Origin of the sequence: Roseovarius faecimaris, assembly GCF_009762325.1 — a bacterium.
Taxonomy (GTDB): domain Bacteria; phylum Pseudomonadota; class Alphaproteobacteria; order Rhodobacterales; family Rhodobacteraceae; genus Roseovarius; species Roseovarius faecimaris.
The window spans coordinates 1,687,364-1,709,809 of the sequence record NZ_CP034348.1; the positions used below are offsets into that span (position 1 = coordinate 1,687,364).

At 61.8% G+C, this 22,446-nt stretch carries 21 protein-coding genes; 12 read left to right on the forward strand and 9 right to left on the reverse strand.

Annotated features, from left to right (window positions below; translation table 11 throughout):
* The first annotated feature begins 23 nt into the window (after positions 1 to 23).
* From EI983_RS08705 to EI983_RS08715, 3 genes are all read left to right on the forward strand, one after another.
* Positions 24 to 1,778, forward strand: coding sequence for a glycosyltransferase family protein (locus EI983_RS08705; protein WP_157706979.1), 1,755 nt, complete (start codon positions 24 to 26; stop codon positions 1,776 to 1,778).
* Positions 1,778 to 2,752: a lysylphosphatidylglycerol synthase transmembrane domain-containing protein gene (locus EI983_RS08710; protein ID WP_157706980.1), complete on the forward strand. Its 975-nt coding sequence runs from the start codon at positions 1,778 to 1,780 to the stop codon at positions 2,750 to 2,752. The genes EI983_RS08705 and EI983_RS08710 overlap by 1 nt, the downstream gene beginning before the upstream one ends.
* A 70-nt stretch (positions 2,753 to 2,822) precedes the next feature.
* On the forward strand, positions 2,823 to 3,785 hold the full coding sequence (locus EI983_RS08715; RefSeq protein ID WP_157706981.1) for a glycosyltransferase family 2 protein: 963 nt from the start codon (positions 2,823 to 2,825) through the stop codon (positions 3,783 to 3,785).
* A gap of 89 nt (positions 3,786 to 3,874) precedes the next feature.
* Here the strand turns inward: EI983_RS08715 and EI983_RS08720 are convergent, their stop codons facing one another.
* Together EI983_RS08720 and EI983_RS08725 are read right to left on the reverse strand one after the other, a co-directional pair.
* Positions 3,875 to 4,654: a class I SAM-dependent methyltransferase gene (locus EI983_RS08720; protein ID WP_157706982.1), complete on the reverse strand. Its 780-nt coding sequence runs from the start codon at positions 4,652 to 4,654 to the stop codon at positions 3,875 to 3,877.
* A gap of 163 nt (positions 4,655 to 4,817) precedes the next feature.
* On the reverse strand, positions 4,818 to 5,228 hold the full coding sequence (locus EI983_RS08725; protein WP_157706983.1) for a PaaI family thioesterase: 411 nt from the start codon (positions 5,226 to 5,228) through the stop codon (positions 4,818 to 4,820).
* Between the two features lie 210 nt (positions 5,229 to 5,438).
* Between EI983_RS08725 and EI983_RS08730 the strand changes: the two genes are divergently transcribed.
* Positions 5,439 to 6,767, forward strand: coding sequence for an MmgE/PrpD family protein (locus EI983_RS08730; RefSeq protein ID WP_157706984.1), 1,329 nt, complete (start codon positions 5,439 to 5,441; stop codon positions 6,765 to 6,767).
* A gap of 72 nt (positions 6,768 to 6,839) precedes the next feature.
* Here the strand turns inward: EI983_RS08730 and EI983_RS08735 are convergent, their stop codons facing one another.
* Positions 6,840 to 8,342, reverse strand: a complete 1,503-nt coding sequence (locus EI983_RS08735; RefSeq protein WP_157706985.1) for a fumarate hydratase — start codon at positions 8,340 to 8,342, stop codon at positions 6,840 to 6,842.
* A 531-nt stretch (positions 8,343 to 8,873) separates the two neighbouring features.
* Here EI983_RS08735 and EI983_RS08740 point away from each other — a divergent pair.
* The 5 genes from EI983_RS08740 (at position 8,874) to EI983_RS08760 (ending at position 14,369) form a co-directional block, all read left to right on the forward strand.
* Positions 8,874 to 10,550, forward strand: a complete 1,677-nt coding sequence (locus tag EI983_RS08740; RefSeq protein ID WP_157706986.1) for a cytochrome D1 domain-containing protein — start codon at positions 8,874 to 8,876, stop codon at positions 10,548 to 10,550.
* Positions 10,551 to 10,628: 78 nt separating this feature from the next.
* Positions 10,629 to 12,446 (forward strand): NapC/NirT family cytochrome c, encoded by a 1,818-nt coding sequence (locus EI983_RS08745; RefSeq protein ID WP_157706987.1) that lies wholly within the window; start codon positions 10,629 to 10,631, stop codon positions 12,444 to 12,446.
* A gap of 1 nt (position 12,447) precedes the next feature.
* Positions 12,448 to 12,855: a plastocyanin/azurin family copper-binding protein gene (locus EI983_RS08750; RefSeq protein WP_246162356.1), complete on the forward strand. Its 408-nt coding sequence runs from the start codon at positions 12,448 to 12,450 to the stop codon at positions 12,853 to 12,855.
* Between the two features lie 231 nt (positions 12,856 to 13,086).
* On the forward strand, positions 13,087 to 13,791 hold the full coding sequence (locus EI983_RS08755; protein ID WP_157706988.1) for a Crp/Fnr family transcriptional regulator: 705 nt from the start codon (positions 13,087 to 13,089) through the stop codon (positions 13,789 to 13,791).
* Positions 13,785 to 14,369 (forward strand): DUF4202 domain-containing protein, encoded by a 585-nt coding sequence (locus tag EI983_RS08760; protein WP_157706989.1) that lies wholly within the window; start codon positions 13,785 to 13,787, stop codon positions 14,367 to 14,369. The genes EI983_RS08755 and EI983_RS08760 overlap by 7 nt, the downstream gene beginning before the upstream one ends.
* Here the strand turns inward: EI983_RS08760 and EI983_RS08765 are convergent.
* Genes EI983_RS08765 through EI983_RS08790 form a run of 6 tightly spaced genes read right to left on the reverse strand, consistent with a single transcriptional unit; the run spans position 14,366 to position 19,718 of the window.
* The gene (locus EI983_RS08765) at positions 14,366 to 14,611 is read right to left on the reverse strand and encodes a cytochrome C oxidase subunit IV family protein (RefSeq protein ID WP_157706990.1); all 246 of its coding nucleotides are present in this window, start codon (positions 14,609 to 14,611) and stop codon (positions 14,366 to 14,368) included. The genes EI983_RS08760 and EI983_RS08765 overlap by 4 nt on opposite strands.
* A complete protein-coding gene (locus EI983_RS08770) occupies positions 14,608 to 15,138 on the reverse strand; it encodes a cytochrome c oxidase subunit 3 (protein WP_246162357.1) in 531 nt (176 codons plus the stop codon). Before EI983_RS08770 ends, EI983_RS08765 begins: the two co-directional genes overlap by 4 nt.
* Positions 15,135 to 17,075 carry a nitric oxide reductase activation protein NorD gene (locus EI983_RS08775; RefSeq protein ID WP_157706991.1) on the reverse strand — a complete coding sequence of 647 codons (1,941 nt, stop codon included), beginning with the start codon at positions 17,073 to 17,075 and terminating at the stop codon, positions 15,135 to 15,137. Before EI983_RS08775 ends, EI983_RS08770 begins: the two co-directional genes overlap by 4 nt.
* A 4-nt stretch (positions 17,076 to 17,079) precedes the next feature.
* Positions 17,080 to 17,886 (reverse strand): CbbQ/NirQ/NorQ/GpvN family protein, encoded by an 807-nt coding sequence (locus tag EI983_RS08780; protein WP_198389401.1) that lies wholly within the window; start codon positions 17,884 to 17,886, stop codon positions 17,080 to 17,082.
* A gap of 2 nt (positions 17,887 to 17,888) precedes the next feature.
* Positions 17,889 to 19,253, reverse strand: a complete 1,365-nt coding sequence (locus tag EI983_RS08785; protein ID WP_157706993.1) for a cbb3-type cytochrome c oxidase subunit I — start codon at positions 19,251 to 19,253, stop codon at positions 17,889 to 17,891.
* 12 nt (positions 19,254 to 19,265) lie between these two features.
* Positions 19,266 to 19,718, reverse strand: coding sequence for a c-type cytochrome (locus tag EI983_RS08790; RefSeq protein ID WP_157706994.1), 453 nt, complete (start codon positions 19,716 to 19,718; stop codon positions 19,266 to 19,268).
* Between the two features lie 471 nt (positions 19,719 to 20,189).
* Here EI983_RS08790 and cobA point away from each other — a divergent pair, with 471 nt between their 5' ends.
* The 3 genes from cobA to EI983_RS08805 are packed head-to-tail and all read left to right on the forward strand — an operon-like array spanning position 20,190 to position 22,442.
* Positions 20,190 to 20,975, forward strand: a complete 786-nt coding sequence (gene cobA / locus EI983_RS08795; protein WP_157706995.1) for a uroporphyrinogen-III C-methyltransferase — start codon at positions 20,190 to 20,192, stop codon at positions 20,973 to 20,975.
* Positions 20,968 to 21,297 carry a c-type cytochrome gene (locus tag EI983_RS08800; protein ID WP_157706996.1) on the forward strand — a complete coding sequence of 110 codons (330 nt, stop codon included), beginning with the start codon at positions 20,968 to 20,970 and terminating at the stop codon, positions 21,295 to 21,297. The genes cobA and EI983_RS08800 overlap by 8 nt, the downstream gene beginning before the upstream one ends.
* 38 nt (positions 21,298 to 21,335) lie before the next feature.
* Positions 21,336 to 22,442: a cytochrome D1 domain-containing protein gene (locus EI983_RS08805; protein WP_157709034.1), complete on the forward strand. Its 1,107-nt coding sequence runs from the start codon at positions 21,336 to 21,338 to the stop codon at positions 22,440 to 22,442.
* Positions 22,443 to 22,446: the final 4 nt, after the last annotated feature.

Consider the following 22,446-nt stretch of genomic DNA (forward strand, 5'->3'; position numbering starts at 1 on the left):
AAGCATTGGAAAAGCAGCTTACCATGCAACAAGACGTTTCACGCCGGTTCATCCGCTCGACAACGTTTTGCTTTTTCCTGCTTCTTGCCAGCGGCGCCGCGCTAACCTTTTACCCGGGCGGTATTTTCGGAATTTCGGGCCTCATCTATTGGCTGATTGATTTTCCGGACGCAGCCATTTCCGTTGCGATCATGTTTGCCATCAGCCTCGTCGTTGCCCGACTGCCTGAAAGCGCCTTGACCCGGATAGGCCTTGATGCCGGAGACCCTGTGAAACTGGTCGGCTTGATGGCTTGCATGGGCCTGCTTCTGGCGGTTGCGGGGACGCGTTTTGTCTATCATGAATACGCATTGTCGATGGACGAATGGATGCCCCGCCTGCAAAGCGAGATATTCGCCAGCAAGGCTTTGACAGCGACGGTAAGCGCGGAATGGCGGCCCTGGGGCCACATGATATATGACAGCTTCGCCACCTTCGATCCGGACAGCGGCCAGTTGGCAAGCGGGTACCGCCCCGGGTTGGCTGCATTGATCGCGTTGGCCAATGTGATAGGCAACGGCGCCTATATTTCATCCTTTTTCTTTGCTGGCTCGATCATCCTGGTCGCGCTCGTCACGCGCCAGATCGCACCGACCTTGCCACGGGCACCGGTGATTGCCGCTTTGCTCATGGTGACATCTTCACAGGCATTGGTCGCAGGTATGACCACCTACGCCATGCCGGCGCATCTGTTCTTTAACCTGCTCTGGCTTCATTTCTTTCTGCGCGACCGGATGATCTGGCATGTCGTTGCGGCCTTGATCGGGGTGATCACCGCGTCTTTGCATCAGGTTCATATGCACCTGTTTTTCGCATTGCCCTTCTTTGTGTTGCTTCTGAATCCGCTGCGCCTGGGGCCATTGCTGATCTACGGGGTGATCTATCTGATCGGTCATCTTCTGGTGATCGGATGGGACAGCGTACTGATCAGTGAGACAACAGGCAAAACCTCTCTAGGGTCCGAGACAACGCGCGAGATACTGGCCAGGATATTCAAACTTCCCGGAGTAACCGATCTGTCGGCGGTCTGGACCAACCTCGGTCGTCTCGTATTGTGGCAGAATCTGGCGTTTGTCCCGCTTTTCGCCGCCTATTTCCTCCTCATGAGGTCTTATCGAAACCGGCTCGTCGTCTTGCTTCTGAGCAGTACAGCGCTGAGCCTTGTGCCGTACATATTCCTGATGCCGGATCAGGGACATGGCTGGGGCTACCGATATCTGCACGGCTTGCTGGGTAATCTGTTCATCGTGGCGGCCATCGCCTGGGAAACAAGCCTGGCCAATCAGACATATACCAGAATCCGGACATTCGTTATTTTGCTTCTGATCGCTTCCCCGCTGATCATGTTTCCAATTCGCGGCTTTCAGGTTTCTTCCTTTGTCGGCAAGTATCATCAGGCGACCACTTGGGTGCACAGCCTTGATGCGGATGTCGTAATCGTCGATGATTTTGAAGTGCCCATAGGGAGCGATATCCCGCGAAACAGCGCTCTGGCGCCAGAGCGGCCTGTGGTCATGTATATGCACACCGCATCACCAGAAGACCTGAGCCGATTGTGCTCCCGATATGATGTTCTGGTCTTGTCGGGGGAGGATTTCGAACATGTCGGTCTGAGGCCGATTACATTCACTCTTCCCATTGTTGTAAATGCCCATAACATGTTGCTCGATACAATGGATGCGTCAGGCTGCCGTCGCTTGTCGACGGAGCCTTCTGAAAGCGGGGCTGCACAGCAGTGATGCAGCGGCGTTATCTCATTCAGATCCTGTCAGGTCTCATCGGAATACTGCTCATTCTGCTGATGTTTTGGGCGCTGGATCTATCGCTGAGCAGCGTTCTTGAACTGCCGCAAATGACGCCCCTTTGGGTGTTGTTCGCCGTGGCTGCATTGACTGGCGCCAATCAACTGTTGGGTGTCATGAAGTGGAAGCTTGCCGCGGCGCAGCTCGCCCCGGGCGCTGATGCGCCGGACGTTCTGCAAATGGCCCGTATCACCACGATCGGCACTCTGTTCGCACAGATCATACCTATGCCCGTCAGCATGGCGTTGACGCGCTGGCTTTTGGCCACCAGGCAATTGCGCGCTTCGGGATTTGCAGCAAGATCGACATTTTATGAGCAGGTTTTCGATATCGTGATCATGGTGTGTACGGGTCTTGCAAGCCTCGCCATGTGGCTGTTCGGCGTTCCGGGAGGGGGTGCCTTGGCCATATTGGTGATCACATGTGCAATCAGTCTGTTCGCGGTCCGTAGCATTCTGGATCTGTTCCACAGGCTGACAGGCTGGCTTGCGGCTCGCCGTTTCGCGGCTGCGAAGTTCGAGCAGGCGTCCGACATCTTCGCAATGGCGCGGGACACACCTTTTCACCAATGCCTGTTGCAATCCGCGCTGTCGCTTTGCCGGCTTGTTCTGCAATTGATGCGCGTGCTTCTTCTGGTGACGACCTTCATCCCTGACATTGATGTTTTGGCGCTTCTTATCGCGAGCCCGGCGGTCATTCTGATTGGGCTGATTCCACTGACGCCCGGCGGATTGGGGGTGATTGAATGGACATGGAGCAGTTTCCTGATCAGTCTCGGCGCGTCCGTTCAGATGGCCGCGCTTGTGGCGCTTGTTTTTCGTGTCTTTGTCTTTATCGAGCTCGCCCTTGTCTTCACCGTACTGACCGCAATGCGGCTTGTCGTGAACCGGCTCTGTGGGGGACGCGGGTGACGGGCGGTGTTTTCGGTCAGGCTGGAAGATGGCATGTTTCACCGTCTGACCAGATGAGGAGGTCCGACGCATGACCCCAGAGTTGCCTTCCGCGCAACGCCCGTGGCTAAGTGTTGTCATGCCCGTCTTCAACGGGGCGGACACTCTTGCTGAAAGCATTGCTTCGGTCGCTCTGCAAGCGGAGGGGATCGAACTTGTCCTGGTGGATCAAGCTTCGGATGATGCAAGCGTTGCTATCGCGAAAAGCTTTGCCGACAGGATCGATATTCGTATCGTCAGCAATCCCGAAAGCTCGGGGTGGATGGAAAACACAAACCTCGCCATGTCGATGGCCCGCGCGCCTTTCGCCACCATGTTGCATCAGGATGATTACTGGCACGAAGACCGGGCCGCAGTCCTGAAGGCCATGCTGGAGACGTACAGCGAAGCGGCGCTGTGGGTTCACGGGGCGGACTATGTCGATGATCGGAGCCACCGAATAGGAACTTTTGCCCCACCTTTTGGCGCGCGCCGCCGACTGGTGCCGTCGGCAGAAGCATTCGAAACGCTTATTGTTCAGGATACCATTGCCCTTCCGGCCGTCGTGTTCCGCACCAGCGACTACCGGATGTTGGCTGGCCTTGATGAAACGCTCTGGATGACAGCGGACTGGGATCTCTGGCTGAAGCTGATTGGCAAAGGCCCATTGGCCTGGACGCATGAAAAACTGGTTGCCTTTCGCCTTCACAGAGCGTCGCTGACCCTTAAGGGCTCGCGCAAACTGGAGGATTATCGCGATCAGTTGGACCGCGCCCTTCACAGGCATCTCGATACGCTTGCCGAGGCTGAAAGAGCGCGGCTCGAACCGCTTGCGCGGTCTTCGAACGCCATCAACTTCTGGCTTGCATCGCGATATCACGCCGCCGGTGCGTCAATCAGCGAGCTGCTGCGGATCGTTTTGTCAATCGGCCCCCGAAGGTGGGGGGAGTTCCTGCGCAAGACCCAACTTCTACAGCGGGTCGTGCCGCGCCTGCGTCTGCGGAAAAAGAAGTGACGGACGTCGTTGCTGTGTTGTCAGAGCGGGACAGACATCCTCTTTCGAAACAGATGCTGTCTTGAGAGTGTCATCCGGCAGCTTCACGGTCAGACGTAAACAAGCCCGATACCGCTGTGCCCTTGCGCCGCATCATGAACGATTGTGTCCGTCTGGTGCGTTGAATCCGCTTCGAGTTGCGCCCAGAATTCACTGACGTTGATCGAAGGATCCTCTGTATTCGGCAAAATATCATGAAGCGCGATGAGGCCCCCGGCAGCGACCAACGGGATATAGGTATGGAAATCAGTCCGTACGCCCTCGAAGGAATGGTCGGCATCGATCAGGAGAAAATCCGCCATGTCACCTCCGAGAATGTCACGGACGATCCTGAAGGTTTCCGGGTCATGAGAATTGGCGCGCAGAAGGGTCAGCTTCTGATCCGGATGGGTGAAGGATTGATAGAATTTTCCTTTCCACCTGGGATATCCGCCCCCGTTGCGCGCATAGGGCAGATCAATGCTCACAATCTGGGCATCGGGTGCTGCGAACCGGCAAAGTAGCAGCAATGTACCGCCGCGGGCCGTGCCGATTTCGATGAGTTTACGGGGCTTGCGTTCGTCGATCAGGCGAATGAGAGCGTCCAGTTCCTGCCGGACCTGCATCGGACGAGCACCGCGGCCAATGCGCCCTTCGCACACCATTTGCACAGCCACAGAAGGCTCGGTCGGGAACGCATTCCGCTTCAGAACGCCCCGCAGCTGTCCGATATGAATCCGGTCATACAGATTTCTGGCTTGCACCCATGCAAACGTTGCCGCCTGGGTGATCCAACTGTATTTTCCGTCACGCTCCCATATCCTGATTTGTTTTTTCAGGCGATCCAGCATTTCAAGCCCTGTTCTGTAAGCCTGACACTGTCGCTAGCATTTCGGCGTAAGGTTGACCAGATATGCGTCACCGGCCTCGGAGACCGAAGACGACAAGCAAAAAGCGCTGAAACGGCGGAGTTTGATTTTGTATGAATGCCCCCGTTGACGCAGCTTGCCGGCATCACGGCCCATGGGGGCTCTCCAGTGTCATCTGCGTCTGAATCACGATTGCCGCGGCCTTTCCGTCGGAACGCGATACGGTGGTCTGCCAGATGGTTGTCCGGCGGCCCCGATGCAGTGGAATGGAGCGCGCGCTGGCCCGGTCGCCGATCGGGATCGCGCGCAGAAAGTTCGTTTTGCTCTCGACCGTGGTGGTCATTTGGCCCTCGTCCAGGTTGAGGGCTGCCGCCGTGCCCCCCAGGGCATCCGCGAAGGCCATGACCGCCCCGCCGTGCATCACCCCGTTGCGGTTGGCATGCTCCGGGCGCACGGTCATCTGGCCCGCGACCGCCTCGGCGCTGCACTCGGTGAGGGTGATCCCGAGCGACCTGGGAAAATCGGGCAGGTGCCCGTCAAGGTTTTCAGTGTCCATGATCCGGTTTCGTCCTTCGCCGTCAAATCTCGCGTGTCGCTTCAGATGTAGAACAAACCTCATGGTCGGGACCATCGTGAAACACCCGGCTATACATCGGGCTTATGACGCCTCCAGTCCAGAGCTGAGGCGCACACTCCTGTGCTGTGCCTCTGGCGGGGCTGTGATAGAAGGCGGCAAAGCGCCCTCTGCCCGAACAGGAGATTTGCGATGCAACTGATGGATCAGCTTCTCGATCTGGCCGCCATGCGCGAGGAGGATCTGCCCGGGCGGGCACTGGCACTGGCGCGGTTTTCGCTTCTGGACTGGATGGCCTGCGGTCTGGCGGGCAAGGACGAACCGCTTGCCCGGAAACTGCGCAGCCTGGCGGTATCGGAAGGGGGCAGGCCGGTGGCCAGTGTGATCGGCGGCGAGGCGGCCCCGGCGCGGATGGCGGCGCTGGTTAATGGTGCAACAAGCCACGCGCTGGATTATGACGATACCCATTTCGCCCATGTGGGGCACCTGTCCGTTGCGATTTATCCCGCCGCCCTTGCGGTGGCCGAAGACTGCGATGCCACCGCCGGCGCGCTTGTGGCGGGTTTTCTCATCGGGGCGGAGGCCGCGATCCGGGTGGGCAAGGTGCTTGGCCGGGCGCATTACAATCTGGGCTTTCACCAGACCGCGACGGCGGGGGCCTTTGGCGCGACCGTGGCGGCGGGGCGGCTTTATGATTTGAACCGGGATCAAATGCGCGTGGCCCTTGGGCTTTGCGCGACCCGTGCCTCGGGTCTGAAATCGCAGTTCGGCACGATGGGCAAACCCTATAATGCCGGGATTGCCGCTGCCAACGGGGTGGAATGTGCCGCCCTTGCGCGGCTTGGGTTCACCTCTGCCGATGACGGGCTTGCCGGGCCGCAGGGTTTTGTCGAAACCCATACGCCCGAGATCGGCGCGGTCGAGCCGTTGAGCGGCATGCTGTTCGAGGACAACAAGTACAAGCTGCATGCCTGCTGCCACGGAACCCATGCGATGATCGAGGCGCTGCTGGCCGTCAGGGGCAAGGACGCGCTTGACCTCGATGCGGTGGAGGAGGTCGCGCTGCGGACCAACCCGCGGTGGCTCAAGGTCTGCGATATCAAGCTGCCGCGCACCGGGCTTGAGGTGAAGTTCAGCTATGCCTGGCTTGCCGGGATGGCGCTGCGCGGTGACGGCACCGGGGATGACCGGGCCTATACCGATGCGCTGGCGAGTGATGGCGCGCTCGCGGCCTTTGCCCGGAGGGTCAGGGTGACGGGTGATGAGACGGTCAGCGATCTGCAGGCCGAAGGGCAGCTGCGGTTCAGGGACGGCACGGTCGTGCCGCTGTCGCATGACCTTGCGGACGAGATCCCGCAGGAGGTGCTGGCCCGGCGTCTGCGCCAGAAGGCCGAGGCATTGCTTGGTGCCAGGGGGGGCGCACTCTGGGACATGGCGGACCGGCTTGACCAGTGTCCGGCGCGCGCCATCGGGGCGCAGCTTGCGGCGCCTCTGCCCGATGGGGGGATGGCCGCGGGCTAAAGCGTTTTACGAAACCCGTCAGGCGGGAGCGCCAGGGCAGGGCAGAGGCCCGCTTGGCGTTATCAATTGAAGCTACAACGCAGGCGCGCGCCGCCATTTCTCGGGGCCGGTCCGGTGGATCGAGTTGCCGTTGCTGTCAACCGCGACCGTGACCGGCATATCCTCGACCTTAAGCTCATAGATCGCTTCCATGCCAAGATCCTGAAAGGCGACCGGGCGGGCGGCCTTGATCGCCTTGGAGACGAGGTAAGCCGCCCCGCCCACGGCGATCAGATAGGCGGCGCGGTGCCGGGCGATGGCATCGAGGGTGGCGGGGCCGCGCTCGGCCTTGCCGATCATCAGCTTGAGGCTGGTTTCGCTGAGGATGCGGTCGGTGAACCTGTCCATCCGGGTCGAGGTCGTGGGGCCGGCGGGACCGATGGCTTCGTCCCCGACGGCATCGACGGGACCGACGTAATAGATCGCGCGGCCGCGCAGGTCGACGGGCAGGGCCTCGCCCGCGTCGAGCATGTCGATCATGCGTTTATGCGCCGCATCCCGGCCGGTGTAGAGCGTGCCTGACAAAAGCAGGGTCTGCCCCGGTTCCAGCGAAGAGATGACATCATCCGTGAGGGTGTCGAGGTCGATTTTCCGGGCCGTCGCGCTGGCCTGGTCGAGCAGGATCTCAGGGTAGAGCGCAAGGTCCGGCGGCGTGAATTCGGCCGGGCCAGAGCCATCAAGGGTGAAATGAACATGCCGTGTCGCAGCACAATTGGGGATAAGGCCCACCGGGAGCGAGGCCGCATGGGTCGGAAATGACCGCAGTTTGACGTCGAGCACGGTTGTGACGCCGCCCAGACCCTGCGCGCCGATCCCCAGCGCGTTCACGCGCTCGGCAATCTCAAGGCGCAACTCTTCGGTGCGGTTCGACGGGCCGCGCCGCTGCAGCTCATGCAGGTCGATGGGGTCGCTCAGAGCCGCCTTTGCAAGGGCCATGGCCTTGTCGGCATTGCCGCCGACGCCGATCCCGAGAATACCCGGCGGGCACCATCCGGCCCCAAGGGTGGCGACGGTCTCGACCACCCAGTCCGCGACCGACCCGGACGGGTTGAGAGTGGTGAACTTCGCCTTGTTCTCGGACCCGCCGCCCTTGGCGGCCACGTCGATCTCGATCCGGTCGCCTTCGACGATCTCCACCGTCAGCATGCAGGGCGTGTTATCCCCCGAATTCTGTCGCGTTCCGAAGGGATCGACCACCACCGAGGCCCGCAGCGGATTCGTGTCGCGCCGGTATCCCTGGCGCGTGCCCTCGTCGCAGATCTCCTGAAGCGACCGCGTGAAATCGGTTCTGGCCTGAACGCCATAGCGGATGTGGATATTCGCGGCCCCCGTATCCTGACAGATGGGACGGCGGCCAATGGCGCACATGCGCGAATTCACGAGGATTTGCGCCATGGCCTGTTTGGCGCCGGGATTTTCCTCGCGTTCCCAGGCCGCTGACATGGCGCTGATGAAATCCGGGGGGTGAAAATACGAGATGTACTGGAGCGCTTCGGCAATGGAGGCGATCAGGTCGTCTTCGCGGATGATGGTCATCTCAGGTCTTTCCTTCCAGGCGGCGTATCTCGTCGATGGCCTTACCATTGCGCTATTCGGGGCAGGCGACAACCGGGCCATTGGGCCTGTCGGGCACTTTACTGACTGGCGCCTGCTGTCCGGGGCGGGCCGGATCCCCGATTGCAGGCAGGGGTAGCCCGTCCGGCCCCGACACGATCGGGTCAATGACAAAAGAAACAGTCGATGACGCCGCGCTTTCCCATCGCCGAGACGGTGGCGTATGCCGTCTGCCCCTGGTCCCGTGCGGCCCCTTGGCCGCCGGATCAGGGGGAGATTCCGTCCAATTCCCTGCGATAAATCAGGAAATTCGGGGTCATTCGCGGCCCTGCGATGAAGCCGTGCACAAAGATACGCGCGCGGTGATAAAAAATTGCACGATTTGGCAATGGGTTAGGCGAGGGTTTCGCGCTTTGGGCCGCGCTGGCGGGCCGGGCCTAACGAAAGTCAAGGATTCAGCGCAGTCAGGGGCGCCTAATGAGGCATGTCTCACCAGGAAAACGGAGAGTTTTTATGTCTCATGGATTAACCTTTTCGGCTTCAGCCCGCGCGCTCACCGCTGGGGTGGCGTTGATGGTTGGCGGCCTGGCAAGCCCTGCCGTCGCCGAGGAGCCGACACTGAGCGAAGAGGCGTTTGAAGCCTCCAAGCAGGTGTATTTCGAGCGTTGCGCCGGCTGCCACGGCGTGCTGCGTAAAGGCGCGACAGGTAAGAACCTGCTGCCGGAATGGAAAAAGACCGCTGCGGATGGCACCGTGACCGAAGGCGGGACGCTGAAACTGGGCCAGGAGCGGCTTGAGAAAATCATCTCCTGGGGCACCGAAGGCGGGATGAACAACTTTTCGGACGTGATGACCGAAGAGCAGATCCGCGACATGGCGACCTACATCATGATGGAGCCGCCGAAGCCGCCGGAGATGTCGCTTGAGCAGATGATGGAGACCCGCAAGGTCTATGTGGAGCCGGAGGACTATCCGACCGAGCCGCTGCATGGCCGCAACTGGGAAAACTTCTTTGTCGTGATCGAGCGTGACGTCGGCAAGGTGGCCGTGGTTGACGGCGACACCAAGGAAGTGCTGGCGCATATTCCGACGGGCTATGCCGTGCACGTTCTGAAAGCCTCCGAGCACCACAAGCTGGAAGAGCCGGAAAACCCGGGCCGCTTCTGGTACACGATGGGCCGCGACGGCAAGATGACCAAGATCGACCTTTGGCAGAACCCCGAGAACATGCTCGTGGCCGAGGTCAAGATTGCCTATGACGCGCGCGACGTGGCTGTGTCGGGCGACGGCAAATACGTGATCGGTGGGGGCTACTGGCCGCCGCATTTCGCGATCGTCGACGCGGTGACCATGGAGCCGAAGAAGGTCGTCTCGACCCGCGGTGTGAACGTGGACGGGAACTATGTGGAAGAGGCCCGCGTGGCCGCCATCTACACCACCCCGAACGAGCCCACCTGGATCGTGGCCGTCAAGGAGCTGGGTCAGCTCTGGCAGGTCGATTACACCGATATCGACAACCTGGGCATCACCAAGATCGACAGTGCCAAGTTCCTGCATGACGGGTTCTTCGACCCGACGGGCCGGTATTTCCAGATTGCGGCCAACGCCTCGAACGCGATGGTCGTGGTGGACAGCAAGACCCACAAGCTGGAAGCGATCATCGACACCGATGCGCTGCCGCACCCGGGACCGGGCGCCAACTGGGTTGACCCGAATTGCGGGCCGGTGGCGGGCACCACGCACCTTGGTGTCGGTCTCGTGACGGTCTGGGGCAACGACCCCGAAGGCCACCCGGACAATGCCTGGAAGATCTGCTACGAGACGGAAACCGATGGCGCGGGCCTGTTCATCCGGACGCACCCGACCAGCGATTACATCTGGGCTGACCAGACCAAGCACCCCGAACCGGAAGTGCAGCAATCTGTGCAGGTGATCTCGAAAGAGACCGGGGAGATCGTGAAAACGATCCAGATCACCGAAGAGGAAGGCAATGCCGCCGTCCATTTCGAGTTCAACCAGGATGGTACGGAGGTTTGGGTGTCCAAGTGGAACCGCTCGACCTCGCTGGAACCGAATGGTGAGATCGTGATCTTCGACGCCAAGACGCTGGAAGAAATTGGACGTGTCAAAGGGCTCTATGCGCCCACCGGCAAGTTCAATGTCTACAACCGGTCGAACCACGTCACCTGACGCTGTGACCTCATACTAACTGCGAAAGGGCGGGCCATGACGCCCGCCCTTTCCTTGCTTTCACTCGGAGTGTGACCCATGGCTGACGCCCCCAAAAAATCCGGCTTGAAACTTTTCTTCAGCAAATACGTCCTGTTTGGATTGCCGCTTGCCGGTGCCGCCGGAGCTTTTGCCGCCGGGATCATTTTCTGGGGCGGGTTCAACACCGCCATGGAAGCGACGAATACCGAAAAGTTCTGTGTCTCCTGTCACGAGATGCGGAATTTTGTTTATGAGGAATACAAGGGCACCATCCATGATGTGAACCGCTCCGGTGTCGGCGCGGTCTGCTCGGATTGTCACGTGCCAAAGGACTGGACCCACAAGGTCATCCGCAAGATCAAAGCCAGCCGCGAGCTTTATGGCAAGGCGATGGGCACCATCAATACCAAGGAAAAATTCGAGGCCAAGCGGCTGCATCTGGCAATGAACGAATGGGAGCGGATGAAAGGCAATGACAGCCGCGAATGCCGCAACTGTCACGACTTCCAGTCGATGATGCCCGAGTTCCAGAAGCCGCGTGCGCGCCAGCAGCACCTGAACGCGATGGAGGCGGGCCAGACCTGCATCGATTGCCATAAGGGGATTGCACACTCCGATCTGCGCGACCGCGCGGATGAGGCCTATCTGGAAGAGCTTGAGGCCCCGAACCCGGATTTCGTGCGCGAGATTCCGGCTGAATATGTGGCCAGCCTGGAACGGGTGACAGCGCGTGAAGCCGAAGAGGCAGAGGCCAAGAAAGCGGCGGATGCCGCCGCGCGTGAGCAGATGCTGGCGCAGATCGACGCCGCCGTAGAGGCCGCGCGCGCAGACGAACGCGCCAAGATGGAAGCGGCCTCGGGCGGCACCGAGGTGGCCTCGGCCGATGCTGGCGCCGCCGCGGGCGCGGCCGTCGATGTGGCGCCGGGGATCGACTGGGCCCAGGTGTCCGGCACGGACCTGACGCTGTTCTATCCGGGGCAGGCGAGCTTTGAGTGGGTGCAGAACGGCAAGCAGCATGGCGGCGCGCGGCCGCTGACCAAGGGCGGCGATGCCTGCTCGACCTGCCATGCCGCAGAGTTGGAGACCATCGGCAACAAGATCGTCAAGGGCACCGAAGAGACCGAGCCGACCCCGATCCCGGGCAAGCGCGGCACGATCAGCGCGACGGTGCAGGCCGCGCATGACGCCAAGAACGCCTATTTCCGCATCTCCTGGCCGGATGGCCCGCATGCCCCTGTGCCCTTTGTCGAAGGCGGCAAGATGGACCCCGACAACCAGATCAAGGTGGCGATGATGATCACCGGCACCGGGATCGAGATGGGCGAGCAGGTGGGCTGCTGGGCGTCGTGCCATGCGGATAACAGCTATATGCCCTTTGATCCCGAAGATGCCGACATCGCCGCCAGTGGCGACGTGGCCGCCCGGCTGGAGGCCTCGGACCGGATCACCAAATACCTGACCGAAAGCCGCACCGAGATCGAGATCAAGGGCCGTCGCGGCAAGGCACAGGGCGGTTGGGATAAGCTGAAATCCGAAGAGGAGATCGCGGCACTGCTGGAGGCGGGAACCTTCCTCGATCTGCTCAGGGTCTATGAGGACGGGTCGTCGTCCAACGGGTATCTGCTGGAGCGCCGGGTGCAGAATGGCGGCGAGATGCAGGCCTCGGCTGTCAATGAGGCCGGACTGTGGGTCGTGACCTTCTCGCGCCCGCTGTCCGGGGGCGAGGGCGACGTGCCGCTGGAGGCGGGCAAGACCTATACAGTAGGCTTTGCCATCCATGACGACTATGCCGCCGCGCGGTTCCACCATGTGACGCTTGACACCAAGATGGCGCTGGATGACCCTGCTGCGGCGATCAATGTGGAAGGACAGTGACATGATGCGGTCATGGATCCTCGCCCTTGCAATGGTATTTCCTGCCGGTGCTTCACTGGCAGGAGATGACGAGCAGGCCGCACTCTGTGCCGAGGCCGAGGAGCGCTATGTGGAGCTTTTCGGAGAGCCGTCGGCGGATGCCGAAGGGGTGCGTGTCGTGATCATGTATGAGTACAGTTTCTGCCCACGGGAGATCACGGTGAAGGTGGGCGAAACCGTGCGCTGGGTGAATGTCGACAAACGCACGAGTCATTCCGTCATCGTCAAGGGTCAGCCCGAATCGGACCGCGCCTTTCCCGAGGAATTTGTCGAGTTCACCTTCCTGACCGCCGCGCCTGCAGAGGAATATCTGTGTGGTCCGCACTGGGAACGGCGCGGGATGATCGGCATGGTCACGGTGATCGAATAATTCAGGAAAACTACAGAGTTTTAAAGATCTTCTTAACCGCCGGGCGCGCAGTTTCTCCAAGAAACATGGACGAGATGAGCACGCTTGAAATGGACAGAGTGTCGCAGGGGCATAGAAGGATAATCCTGATTTGACAAAGGTCAATGCGATTTTCACGATAAAGTGTATTGCTTGGGTATCTTTAGAGCGGGCTGGGGAAACTATCGCTCCTAAGCAGAAGACGGAGACCCAATGACATTGATGAGCGACATCGCGCTGAAGGCGCCGGTATTTCGAGATGTGCCTGAAGGCCATGTGACACCTCTGCTGGCCAAGGGTCACCTGAAAGAAGCCAATCGCGGAGCCTCGATCCATCTGCAGGGGGAACGTGCCCACAGCATGTTCCTGGTCCTTGACGGATGGGTGAAGCTCTATCGGATGTCCCCCTGCGGCAGTGAGGCGGTTGTCGGCATCCTGACCAAGGGGGATTGTTTCGGGGAAGCGGCGGCGATCCGCGGTGAGGTTTATGCAACCGGTGCAGAGGCGGTGACCTCTGCCAACATGATCCAGTTCGACTGCCATGACCTGTGGCAGGCGGTAGAGGATGACGTTGTTTTGTGCCGCTCGCTGCTGGGGGCCATCGTGAAGGGCAACAATGCCCTGGTGCATCAGCTGGAACAGCTCAAATCCCATACCGGCGCGCAGCGGATTGCGGATTTCCTGCTGGGGCTGTGCAAGGACGAAACCGGCGAATGCTCGGTCATACTGCCTTATGACAAGGTGCTGATTGCCGCCTGGCTCGGGATGAAGCCGGAATCGCTGTCGCGCTCGTTCCGTCGGCTGGAGCGGTGCGGTGTGAAGATCGTGAAGGACCGGGCGTTGATCTCGTCGGTCGAGCGGCTGATGGAATTCGCGGATGAGGATCCGTCGTCGTCCTGGAGTGCCAAAGCATGTTGAGCAAGCTGGACCGCGTGCTGGCCGCGATAGATGCCGCCAATGAAAAAGACCCGAATATGGACCGGGACGACACCGGCGCGGACGTCCCCGAGGCGCTGCTTTATGGCCGCAGGATGAGCGCGGAGCTGGAGCGGCTTTTCGGTGAGGATGTGGCCGATGTGCTCAAGATCGCCTGCCGCGGTCAGCATATCGAGCGCTGGAAAATCGCGCGTTCAAGCTATCCCGAAGGGCGCACCGGGTATCTGACCTGGCGGCGCGATCAGGGCCGGGCGCATGGCGAGCGGCTGGCCGGGCTGATGCAAGAGGCGGGTTATGACGAGGTGGATTGCGCACGCGTCGGAGTGTTCTTGCGCAAAGAAGGGCTGAAACGCGACCCGCAGGTGCAGATGCTCGAAGACGTGATCTGCATGGTGTTCCTCAAGCATTACTTTGCCTCCTTCGCCGAAAAGCACGCGTTTGAGAAAGTGGTGGATATCGTCGCCAAGACCGCGCGGAAACTCTCCGAAGGCGGGCGCAACCGGGTGTTGCAGGAGTTTGAGTTGCCCGAGCCGCTGGCCGACGCGGTGCGCGCGGCTTAAGCGGCCACGTAAAGCCCCATCAGCAACAGCATGAACAGGCTGAGGCCGGTCAGGATACCACTGCGCCAGGACGGCACGGGGGCAAGCTCCAGATACCACAGGAAGATGAGCCGCGCCTTGCCCCAGGCGCAGGCCAGGATCAGCGCGCCGGTATAGGGCGCGGGCAGGGGGCTGAGCGCGATCAGCGTTGAGGCCGCCGAGAGCAGCGCCAGACCGATCCAGGCCCGCTCCAGCGCGCTCATAGCAGGTAGACCACGGGGAAGAGCAGCACCCAGACCAGATCGACCATATGCCAGAAGGCCGCACCGGTCTGGATATGGGCGGGCACGCGCGTGTAGGCGACAAAGAGCAGGATGAAGATACCCGCGACCACATGGGCGGCGTGAAAGCCCGTCAGCAGGTAATAGAACATGAAGAAATCATGGGTCTCGAAGGTGATGCCAAGGGCGGCCTTGTGCTGAAACTCGATGCCTTTGAGCACGAGGAAGACGACGCCGAGCAGTGCCGCCAGGATCAGCAGCACCCGCGCACGGGCGGGATTGTGCATGGCCTTTGCCGCGAGATAGCCGGAGGTGATCAGGACGACGGTGTTCGTCCCTGCCAGTGCGGGCAGAAGGGCCGTCTGCGCCTCGGCAAAGCCCGCAGGGTCCATCAGCCGCAGCACTAAGAAAAGCACCAGCCCCGCGCCGAAAACAGCCAGTTCCGAAAAGATCAGAACCCACATCATCAGCTCGCCCGGCAGGCCCTTCTGGGCGACTGTCTGGCTCATCCGCCGCCACCCACGAGCTGACGATAGATCTGCGGCAGCGCGATGGTCAGTTTGTCGGGATCCGACAGCACCGCGTAATGCCCGGTGCCGAAGAGCCGGGGAAACCAGCTTTGGCCCTTGGGGTCAATGGCGATGCCAAAGACGGACTGGCCCCGCCGACGCGCCTCGCGGATGGCCATGCGGGTGTCTTCGATGCCGTGGCGGCCTTCGTAATGATCGAGGTCGTTGGGCTTGCCATCGGTCAGAACCAGCAGCAGGCGGCGGGTATGGCTGCGCTCCTCAAGGCGGGTGGAGACATGGCGGATCGCGGCCCCAAGGCGGGTATAGAAGCCCGGGCGCAGGGCGGCGAGGCGGCGCTCGGTCAGCGCGCCCATGGGGGTGTCAAATTCCTTGATCTGCTGCACATAGACGCGTTGGCGGCGCAGCGAGGAAAAGGCGTGGATCGCGCAGGCGTCGCCGCAGGCTTCCAGCCCCCAGGCGAGCGCGGTGAGCGCCTCGCGCTCGATATCCAGCACGGCACGGCCGGTGACCGCACTTTCGGTCGAACGCGAGGCATCGAGCAGGATCGAAACCGACAGGTTGCGCGCCTGGGCTTGTGTCCGGCACCAGAGCGCGTCGCGTGGATCGCCGGTAGCCTTGGCATCGGCGCGCGCGCGCATCACCGCATCGAGGTCAAGCTCGTCGCCATCGACCTGGCCGTTGATCGTGACCGGGCGGGGGCGGAAGGCCTCGAACTGGCGGCGCACGCGATTGATACGGCGCTGCGCGGCCGGGTCGCGCTCGGGCAGCTCGGCCACGGGGTCGATCATGGTTTCAAAGACCGCGCAATGATCGGCCATGTAGCCGCGCTGACGCGCGTCCCACTCTGGATAGGTGAACTGCCCGGCGGCGGCTTCGCGGTTCACATCCTCGGCGGAGAGGTCGAGATGCAGCTTGAACCGCGTGCGCGGCGTCTTGGAGACATCCGTCAGCGCCAACTCGTCGAGATCGTCGAGGGCTTTCTTGGCCGTGTCGGGATCGTCATCATCGACCCGGCGATTGAGATTGAGAAACTCGGCAAAGCTCAGGATCGCTTCGAACTTGTGCAGGATCAGGCTGTCGCGGCTTTCGGCCTGATCGGATTTCTGGCGCTTGCCCTTGAAGGATTTCTCGATCTCGTCCTGGCTGTCGCCGGTGGGCGGCTCGGGGTCGTTCAGGCGCTCGTGTTCAGAGGTTTCGGCGGGCAGGAACACAGGCCAGAACGGCACCGGGCGCATGGGCATGTATTTGCGCGGCGCCTGAAGCTCGGTCAGCATCGGATCGCCGCTGCGCAGCGCCTCGGCGAGGGCTGTGGTGGCGGGCGTGTTGCTGGGCTGGCCCAGAAGATCGCGTACCGCGCCTTCAAGCGTGGCCTCGGCGCGGGGCAGGCGGCCCGCCGGGCGGCGGGGCAGGTAGGCCGCGGCCAGCCGTTCGGCCAGCGGGGTCAGGCCGGGGCATTGCGCGAAGAGCGTTGCCATGACGCGCTGCACCTGTGCGACCTGCGCCAGATCCGATTGCAGCGGATCGTCCTTGGGCGCGAGAAAGTCGGTGGCCACGGCGCAGAGGGCGGTGAGCCAGGTATAGGCGGCGCGGTTCAGGGCCGCGTCGGGAAAGGTGATGATCTCGGTCGGCAGGCGCAGGATTTCGCCGTCAAAGCTGGCTTGCTCCACCTCTTCGGCGATGGTGCCCAGCTTGCGGCGGAAACTCAGCCGGTGCTCGGACAGCTTGCGGTGACAGGGTCGGATTTCGACCGAAGCGGCCCCGCCGAGCCCGCGAAAGAGCACGGCGAGGCGCCCAACCTCGTCTTCGAGCCGCACGGCGGCCTCGGGCGAGACCAGCGGCGCGTCAAAGCCGCTGGCCCAGTCATGCCAGAGCTTGCCGACGGTTGTCTCCGGCTCCCATGGCTCGAAGTTTTCCATGGGCCTAACCGAAGACCGCCATGACGATGTCGCGCAGCCCTTCCTTGACGTCGTCGTCATCGGTCAGCGGCTCGATCATCGCGGTTTCCACCGCCTGGTTCAGCGGCATCCCGTGGGCCATGAGACTGGCGGCATAGATCACCAGCCGGGTCGAGACCCCTTCCTCAAGATCCTGCCCCTTCAGGCCACGCAGCTTGCCCGCAAGGCGCACGAGGCCCTTGACGCGGGCCGGATCGAGGCCGGATTCGGTGGCGACGATCTGTTCCTCCTGATCGGGCGGCGGGAAGTCGAAGGAGATCGACAAAAAGCGCTGTCGCGTGGAGGGTTTCAGCGTCTTGAGGATGTTCTGGTAGCCCGGGTTGTAGGAGGCCACGAGCATGAAGCCGGGGCCTGCCTCCAAGAGTTCGCCGGTGCGGTCGATGGGCAGGATGCGCCGGTCATCGGTCAGCGGGTGCAGGACCACGGTGACATCCTTGCGCGCCTCGACCACCTCGTCGAGATAGCAGATCGCCCCTTCGCGCACAGCGCGGGTGAGGGGGCCATCGACCCAGACCGTATCACCGCCCTTGAGCAGGTAGCGCCCGATCAGGTCGGCGGCGGTCAGGTCGTCATGGCAGGCCACCGTATAGAGAGGGCGGCCCAGCCGGGCGGCCATATGCGCCACGAAGCGGGTCTTGCCACAGCCCGTCGGGCCTTTGAGCAAGAGCGGCATCTGGTGGCGATACGCGGTCTCGAACAAGGCGCATTCCGGGCCCTGTTCGAGGTAGAAAGGGGCGTCCTGCGCCCCTTCCATTTTTGGTGTGCCAGCCATCGTCATTCTGCCGGCACCGTGGCATCAGGAGAAATCACCTCCTTCTTGGGAACGAGGATCGAGTAGATGAAGACAAGAGCTCCAAGTACCACGACCGCCCCTGCGCCGAGGCGCATCCAATAGAAGAGGGTCAATGCGTCCTGCACGTCCATGAAATAGTCGCCCTCAACCCGTTGCAGGTGGGTTTGCACCGTGCCGGCAAAGGTCAGAACGAAGGTCATGAAGGTCATCCCGCCCGCCATGAGCCAGAACGACACCATGTTGAGCACCTGGTTATAGGGGTCACGTCCCCGCAGGATCGGGAAGGCATAGGTGAAGATCGCCAGGTTCAGCGAGACATAGGCCCCGAAGAACGCAAGGTGACCGTGAGCCGCCGTGATCTGCGTGCCGTGGGTATAATAGTTCACCCCGTGCAGCGTGTGCAGGAAGCCCCAGACGCCAGCGCCGAAGAAGGCCAGAGTGGCGCATCCCAGCGCCCAGAGCAGGGCGGCCTTGTTGGGATGGTCGCGGCGGCCCTTCCAGACCATGACGAAGGCAAAGGCCATCATCGCGAAGAAGGGGATCACCTCCAGCGAGGAGAAGATCGAGCCGATCCACTGCCAGTAGCTGGGCGTGCCGATCCAGTAATAGTGGTGGCCGGTGCCCAGGATGCCCGAGAAGAGCGCGGTGGCGACGATGATATAGAGCCATTTCTCCACGATCTCGCGGTCCACGCCGGTCAGCTTGAGCATCAGGAAGGCCAGCACAGAGGCCATCACCAGCTCCCAGCTGCCTTCGACCCAGAGGTGCACGATGTACCACCAGTATTGCTTGTCCAGCGCCAGGTTATGCGGGTTGTAGAAGGCAAAGAGGAAGAGCAGCGACAGAATCCACAAGCCCAGAAGCAGGACATTGGTGATCGCTGTTTTCTTGCCCTTCAGCGAGGTCATGGTGACGTTGTAGAGGAACATCAGCGCCGCTACGACGATGCCGACCTTGACCCAGACGGGCTGTTCGATGAACTCGCGGCCTTCCTTGCCAAGGAGCCAGTGGCCCTCAAAGAGGTTGAACACATAGGTGACAACCACGCCAAGCGTGCCCAGCACCAGGATGGCAAGCTGCAGATAGGCGATGGTGGGCGAGTGAATTTCCGTCTCCGCCTCTTCGGGCAGGATGAAATAGGTTGCCCCCATGAAGCCCAGCAGCAGCCAGACGACCAGAGAGTTGGTGTGCAGCATGCGCACGATGTTGAACGGCAAAAGCTCCGACAACGTGTTCGGCGCGACATAGATCCAGCCCGCCAGCAACCCGCCCAGAACCTGAACCGCAAAAAGCGCCATGGCGACGATAAAGTAGACCATGGCTATCTGTTGAGTTTGATATTTCATGGCGTTTCCTCCTTAGCCTGCCTCGTTGGGCGGCCAATCCTGGGTCTTGATCTTGTTGGTCCAGCGCAGGAATTCGGACAAGGCGCGTGTCTCTTCCTCGCTCAGGTTGAAATTCGGCATCTGCCGACGCCCCTCGACCCCCGAGGGTTGGGAGGACATCCAAGCATCCAGGGTTTGATAAGCATCTTCGGGGTCGTCCAACACGCCCCAGCGCTCCATCACGTTTCCGACTTCGGGCGCGAAGTAGGCGCCTTCGCCGAGAATCGTGTGGCAATTGATGCACGCATGGCGCTCCCAAACCTTCTTGCCCATGGCCACTTCTTCGGTCAGCGGTGCAGCTGTGGTCGATTCGGTGACAATGTAGCGATGGCTATGAATGGATAGCCCGACGAAGATCACCACAAAGGCAATCGATCCGCCGTAGAAGATGTTCCGGGCCATGGATTTGGTCAGGACTTCGCTCATCCGGGACTCCTTTCAAAGAAGACAGGCGACGCTCCGAGCATGAACCCCGCGGAATGGTCGGGCCTTAACGAAAGTCAAGACTTCGTCAGAGCGCGTCTGTGCGGGCCAGAAAGGCACCGCGCGCAGGGGGGGGTCTCAGCGGAGAGGGCCTGTGGTTTGGCCCATGTTTGAAAGGGGAGGAGGGGCTGCGGGTTTCGGCGCGGAGGCCAGGATGCCGGTCAGCCCCGAAGACGCCGTGACACAGCTTAACAAAAGTCAAGGCAGTCAGGGCCGGTGCCGCCCTAGGCTGAAGAGACAGGAAGCGCGAAAAGAACGATCGTGTGCGGGCTGCGAACCGGAGACCCTGACAAAGCCGCACCAGCGTTCCTCTGACCGTCTCCGAAAGGCGCGAGCCGCCCCGGGCCAATCGCGTGAAGATCAGCCAGCGCCTTTGCAAATTGCGAAGTGCCCTAAAGCCAGATGAGGGATCCGATGTCAGCACTTCACACCCAAGGCCATGTCTACCTCATCGGAGCCGGACCGGGGGATCCGGATCTGCTGACCGTGCGGGCGCTGCGGCTTATTCAGCAGGCCGAGATTGTCGTGCATGACCGGCTTGTTTCGCCCCAGATCATGGCGCTGATCCCGCCAGAGGCACAGTTGATCGACGTGGGCAAGGCGCCGGACCGTCACCCGTTTCCACAACCGAATATCAATGCGCTGCTGGTGTCGCTTGCGATGCGCGGCCAGAAGGTGGTGCGCCTCAAGGGCGGCGATCCCTACATGTTTGGCCGCGGGTCCGAGGAAGTGGCCGAGTTGCGCGATGCCGGTATTTCCCACACGGTTGTGCCGGGTATCACCTCGGCGCAGGGCATTGCCTGCTCGACGGGCGTGCCGCTGACCCATCGGGGGCTGGCCACCGGGGTGCGGTTTGTCACCGGTCATTGCCGCGCCGGGCATGAGCTTGATCTGGACTGGGACGGGCTCACCCATACCGAGACGACACTGGTCATCTATATGGGGCGCGGCCAGGCCGGCCCGATTTCCGCCCGCCTGATGGCGGCGGGCCGGGCGTCCTCGACCCCCGTGATGCTGGTGGTGGATGGCACGCGCGCCACCGAAGAGCGGCATTTCACAACGCTCGCCGAAATGGCGGAGGTGGCGTCCCGGCTCGATGCGCACCGTCCGACGCTTATCGTCATCGGAGACGTGGTGGCACTGGCCGATGATCTTGCCACGCCGGTGGCACGTCCATTGTCGCAGGTGCGCCATGCCTAGAACCCTGACATTGGCGGGGGGGCTGGCTCTGTGGTCGGCCATTGCCATGGCCAGTGACAGCGCGCCGCAGGTTGAACCCGGACGCGCGACCGAGCTGGAGCGGCTGGTGATCCAGGATTGCGGGTCGTGCCACGGTCTGACGCTGAAGGGCGGGCTGGGCCGGGCGATCACCCCGGACCTGATGCAGCATTACGACCGCCATGATCTGCGCGATATCATTCTGGACGGGATCCCCGGCACCGCGATGCCGCCCTGGCGCCCGCTGATGACCGAGGCCGATGCGCTCTGGATTGCCGATTATCTGAGAGGAGAGACACCGTGAGAGGGCTCTTTGCACTTGTCGCCATCTTTTTCGCCACGATGGGCTGGGCCGAGCCCAGGGTCGTGGCCACCGGTGATCTTGGGGTCGTGGTGGAACGGGCGACAGGCTCGGTTCTGATCGTGGACCGGTCCGAGATGGCCATGCTGGCGCGGGTCGAAGGCTTTGGCGATCTCAGCCATGCGAGCCTGGTCTTTTCACCCGATGAGCGTTTTGCCTATGTCTTTGGCCGCGACGGCGGGCTGACCAAGCTCGACCTTGTCACGCAGAGTATCGCCAAACGGGTGATCCAGGCAGGCAATGCCATTGGCGGGGCAATCTCGGATGACGGCACGCTGGTGGCGGTGTCCAATTACGAGCCGGGCGGCGTGCGCATCTTCGATGCCGACACGCTTGAGATGGTGGCCGATCTGCCGACCGGCTCCAAGACGATTGGCCTTGTGGATGCGCCGGGACGGCGGTTCGTCTTCTCGACCTGGGACGATGGCGAGACATGGATCGCGGACCTTTCGGGCGATGAGATGCAGGTGCAGACCTTCGAAGGCGTCGGGGCCAACCCCTATGATGCCCTGATCACCGCGGATGGGCGGCGGTATATTGTGGGCCTCTTTGGCGAGGACGGGCTGACCGCCTTTGACCTCTGGGCCGATCCGCCCAAACAGGAGAAAATCCTGGCCGATTATGGCCGGGGTCAGCAGGACATGCCGGTCTACAAGATGCCGCATCTCGAAGGCTGGGCGCTGGCCGGTGACCGGTTCGCTCTGCCGGCGGTGGGCCATCATCAGGTGCTCTGGGTCGATGCGCAGACGCTTGAGGAGCTGGGCCGCACCAACATCCACGGTCAGCCGGTCTTTGCCGTGGCCCGGCCTGACGGGCGGCATGTCTGGGTCAACTATGCGCATCCCGACAATGACACGATCGAAATCATCGACAGCCAGTCGGGCGAGATCATCCACACGCTGAAACCCGGGCCTGCCGTCCTGCATATGGAGTTCGCACCGCGCGGGCATCAGGTGTGGCTGTCGGTGCGCGATGCGGACCGGATCGACATCTACGACACGCGCAGCTTTGAAAAGCTGGGCGAAATCCCGGCCAAGACCCCCTCGGGCATCTTCTTTACCGCCCGCGCGCACCGGTCCGGCTTATGAGGAG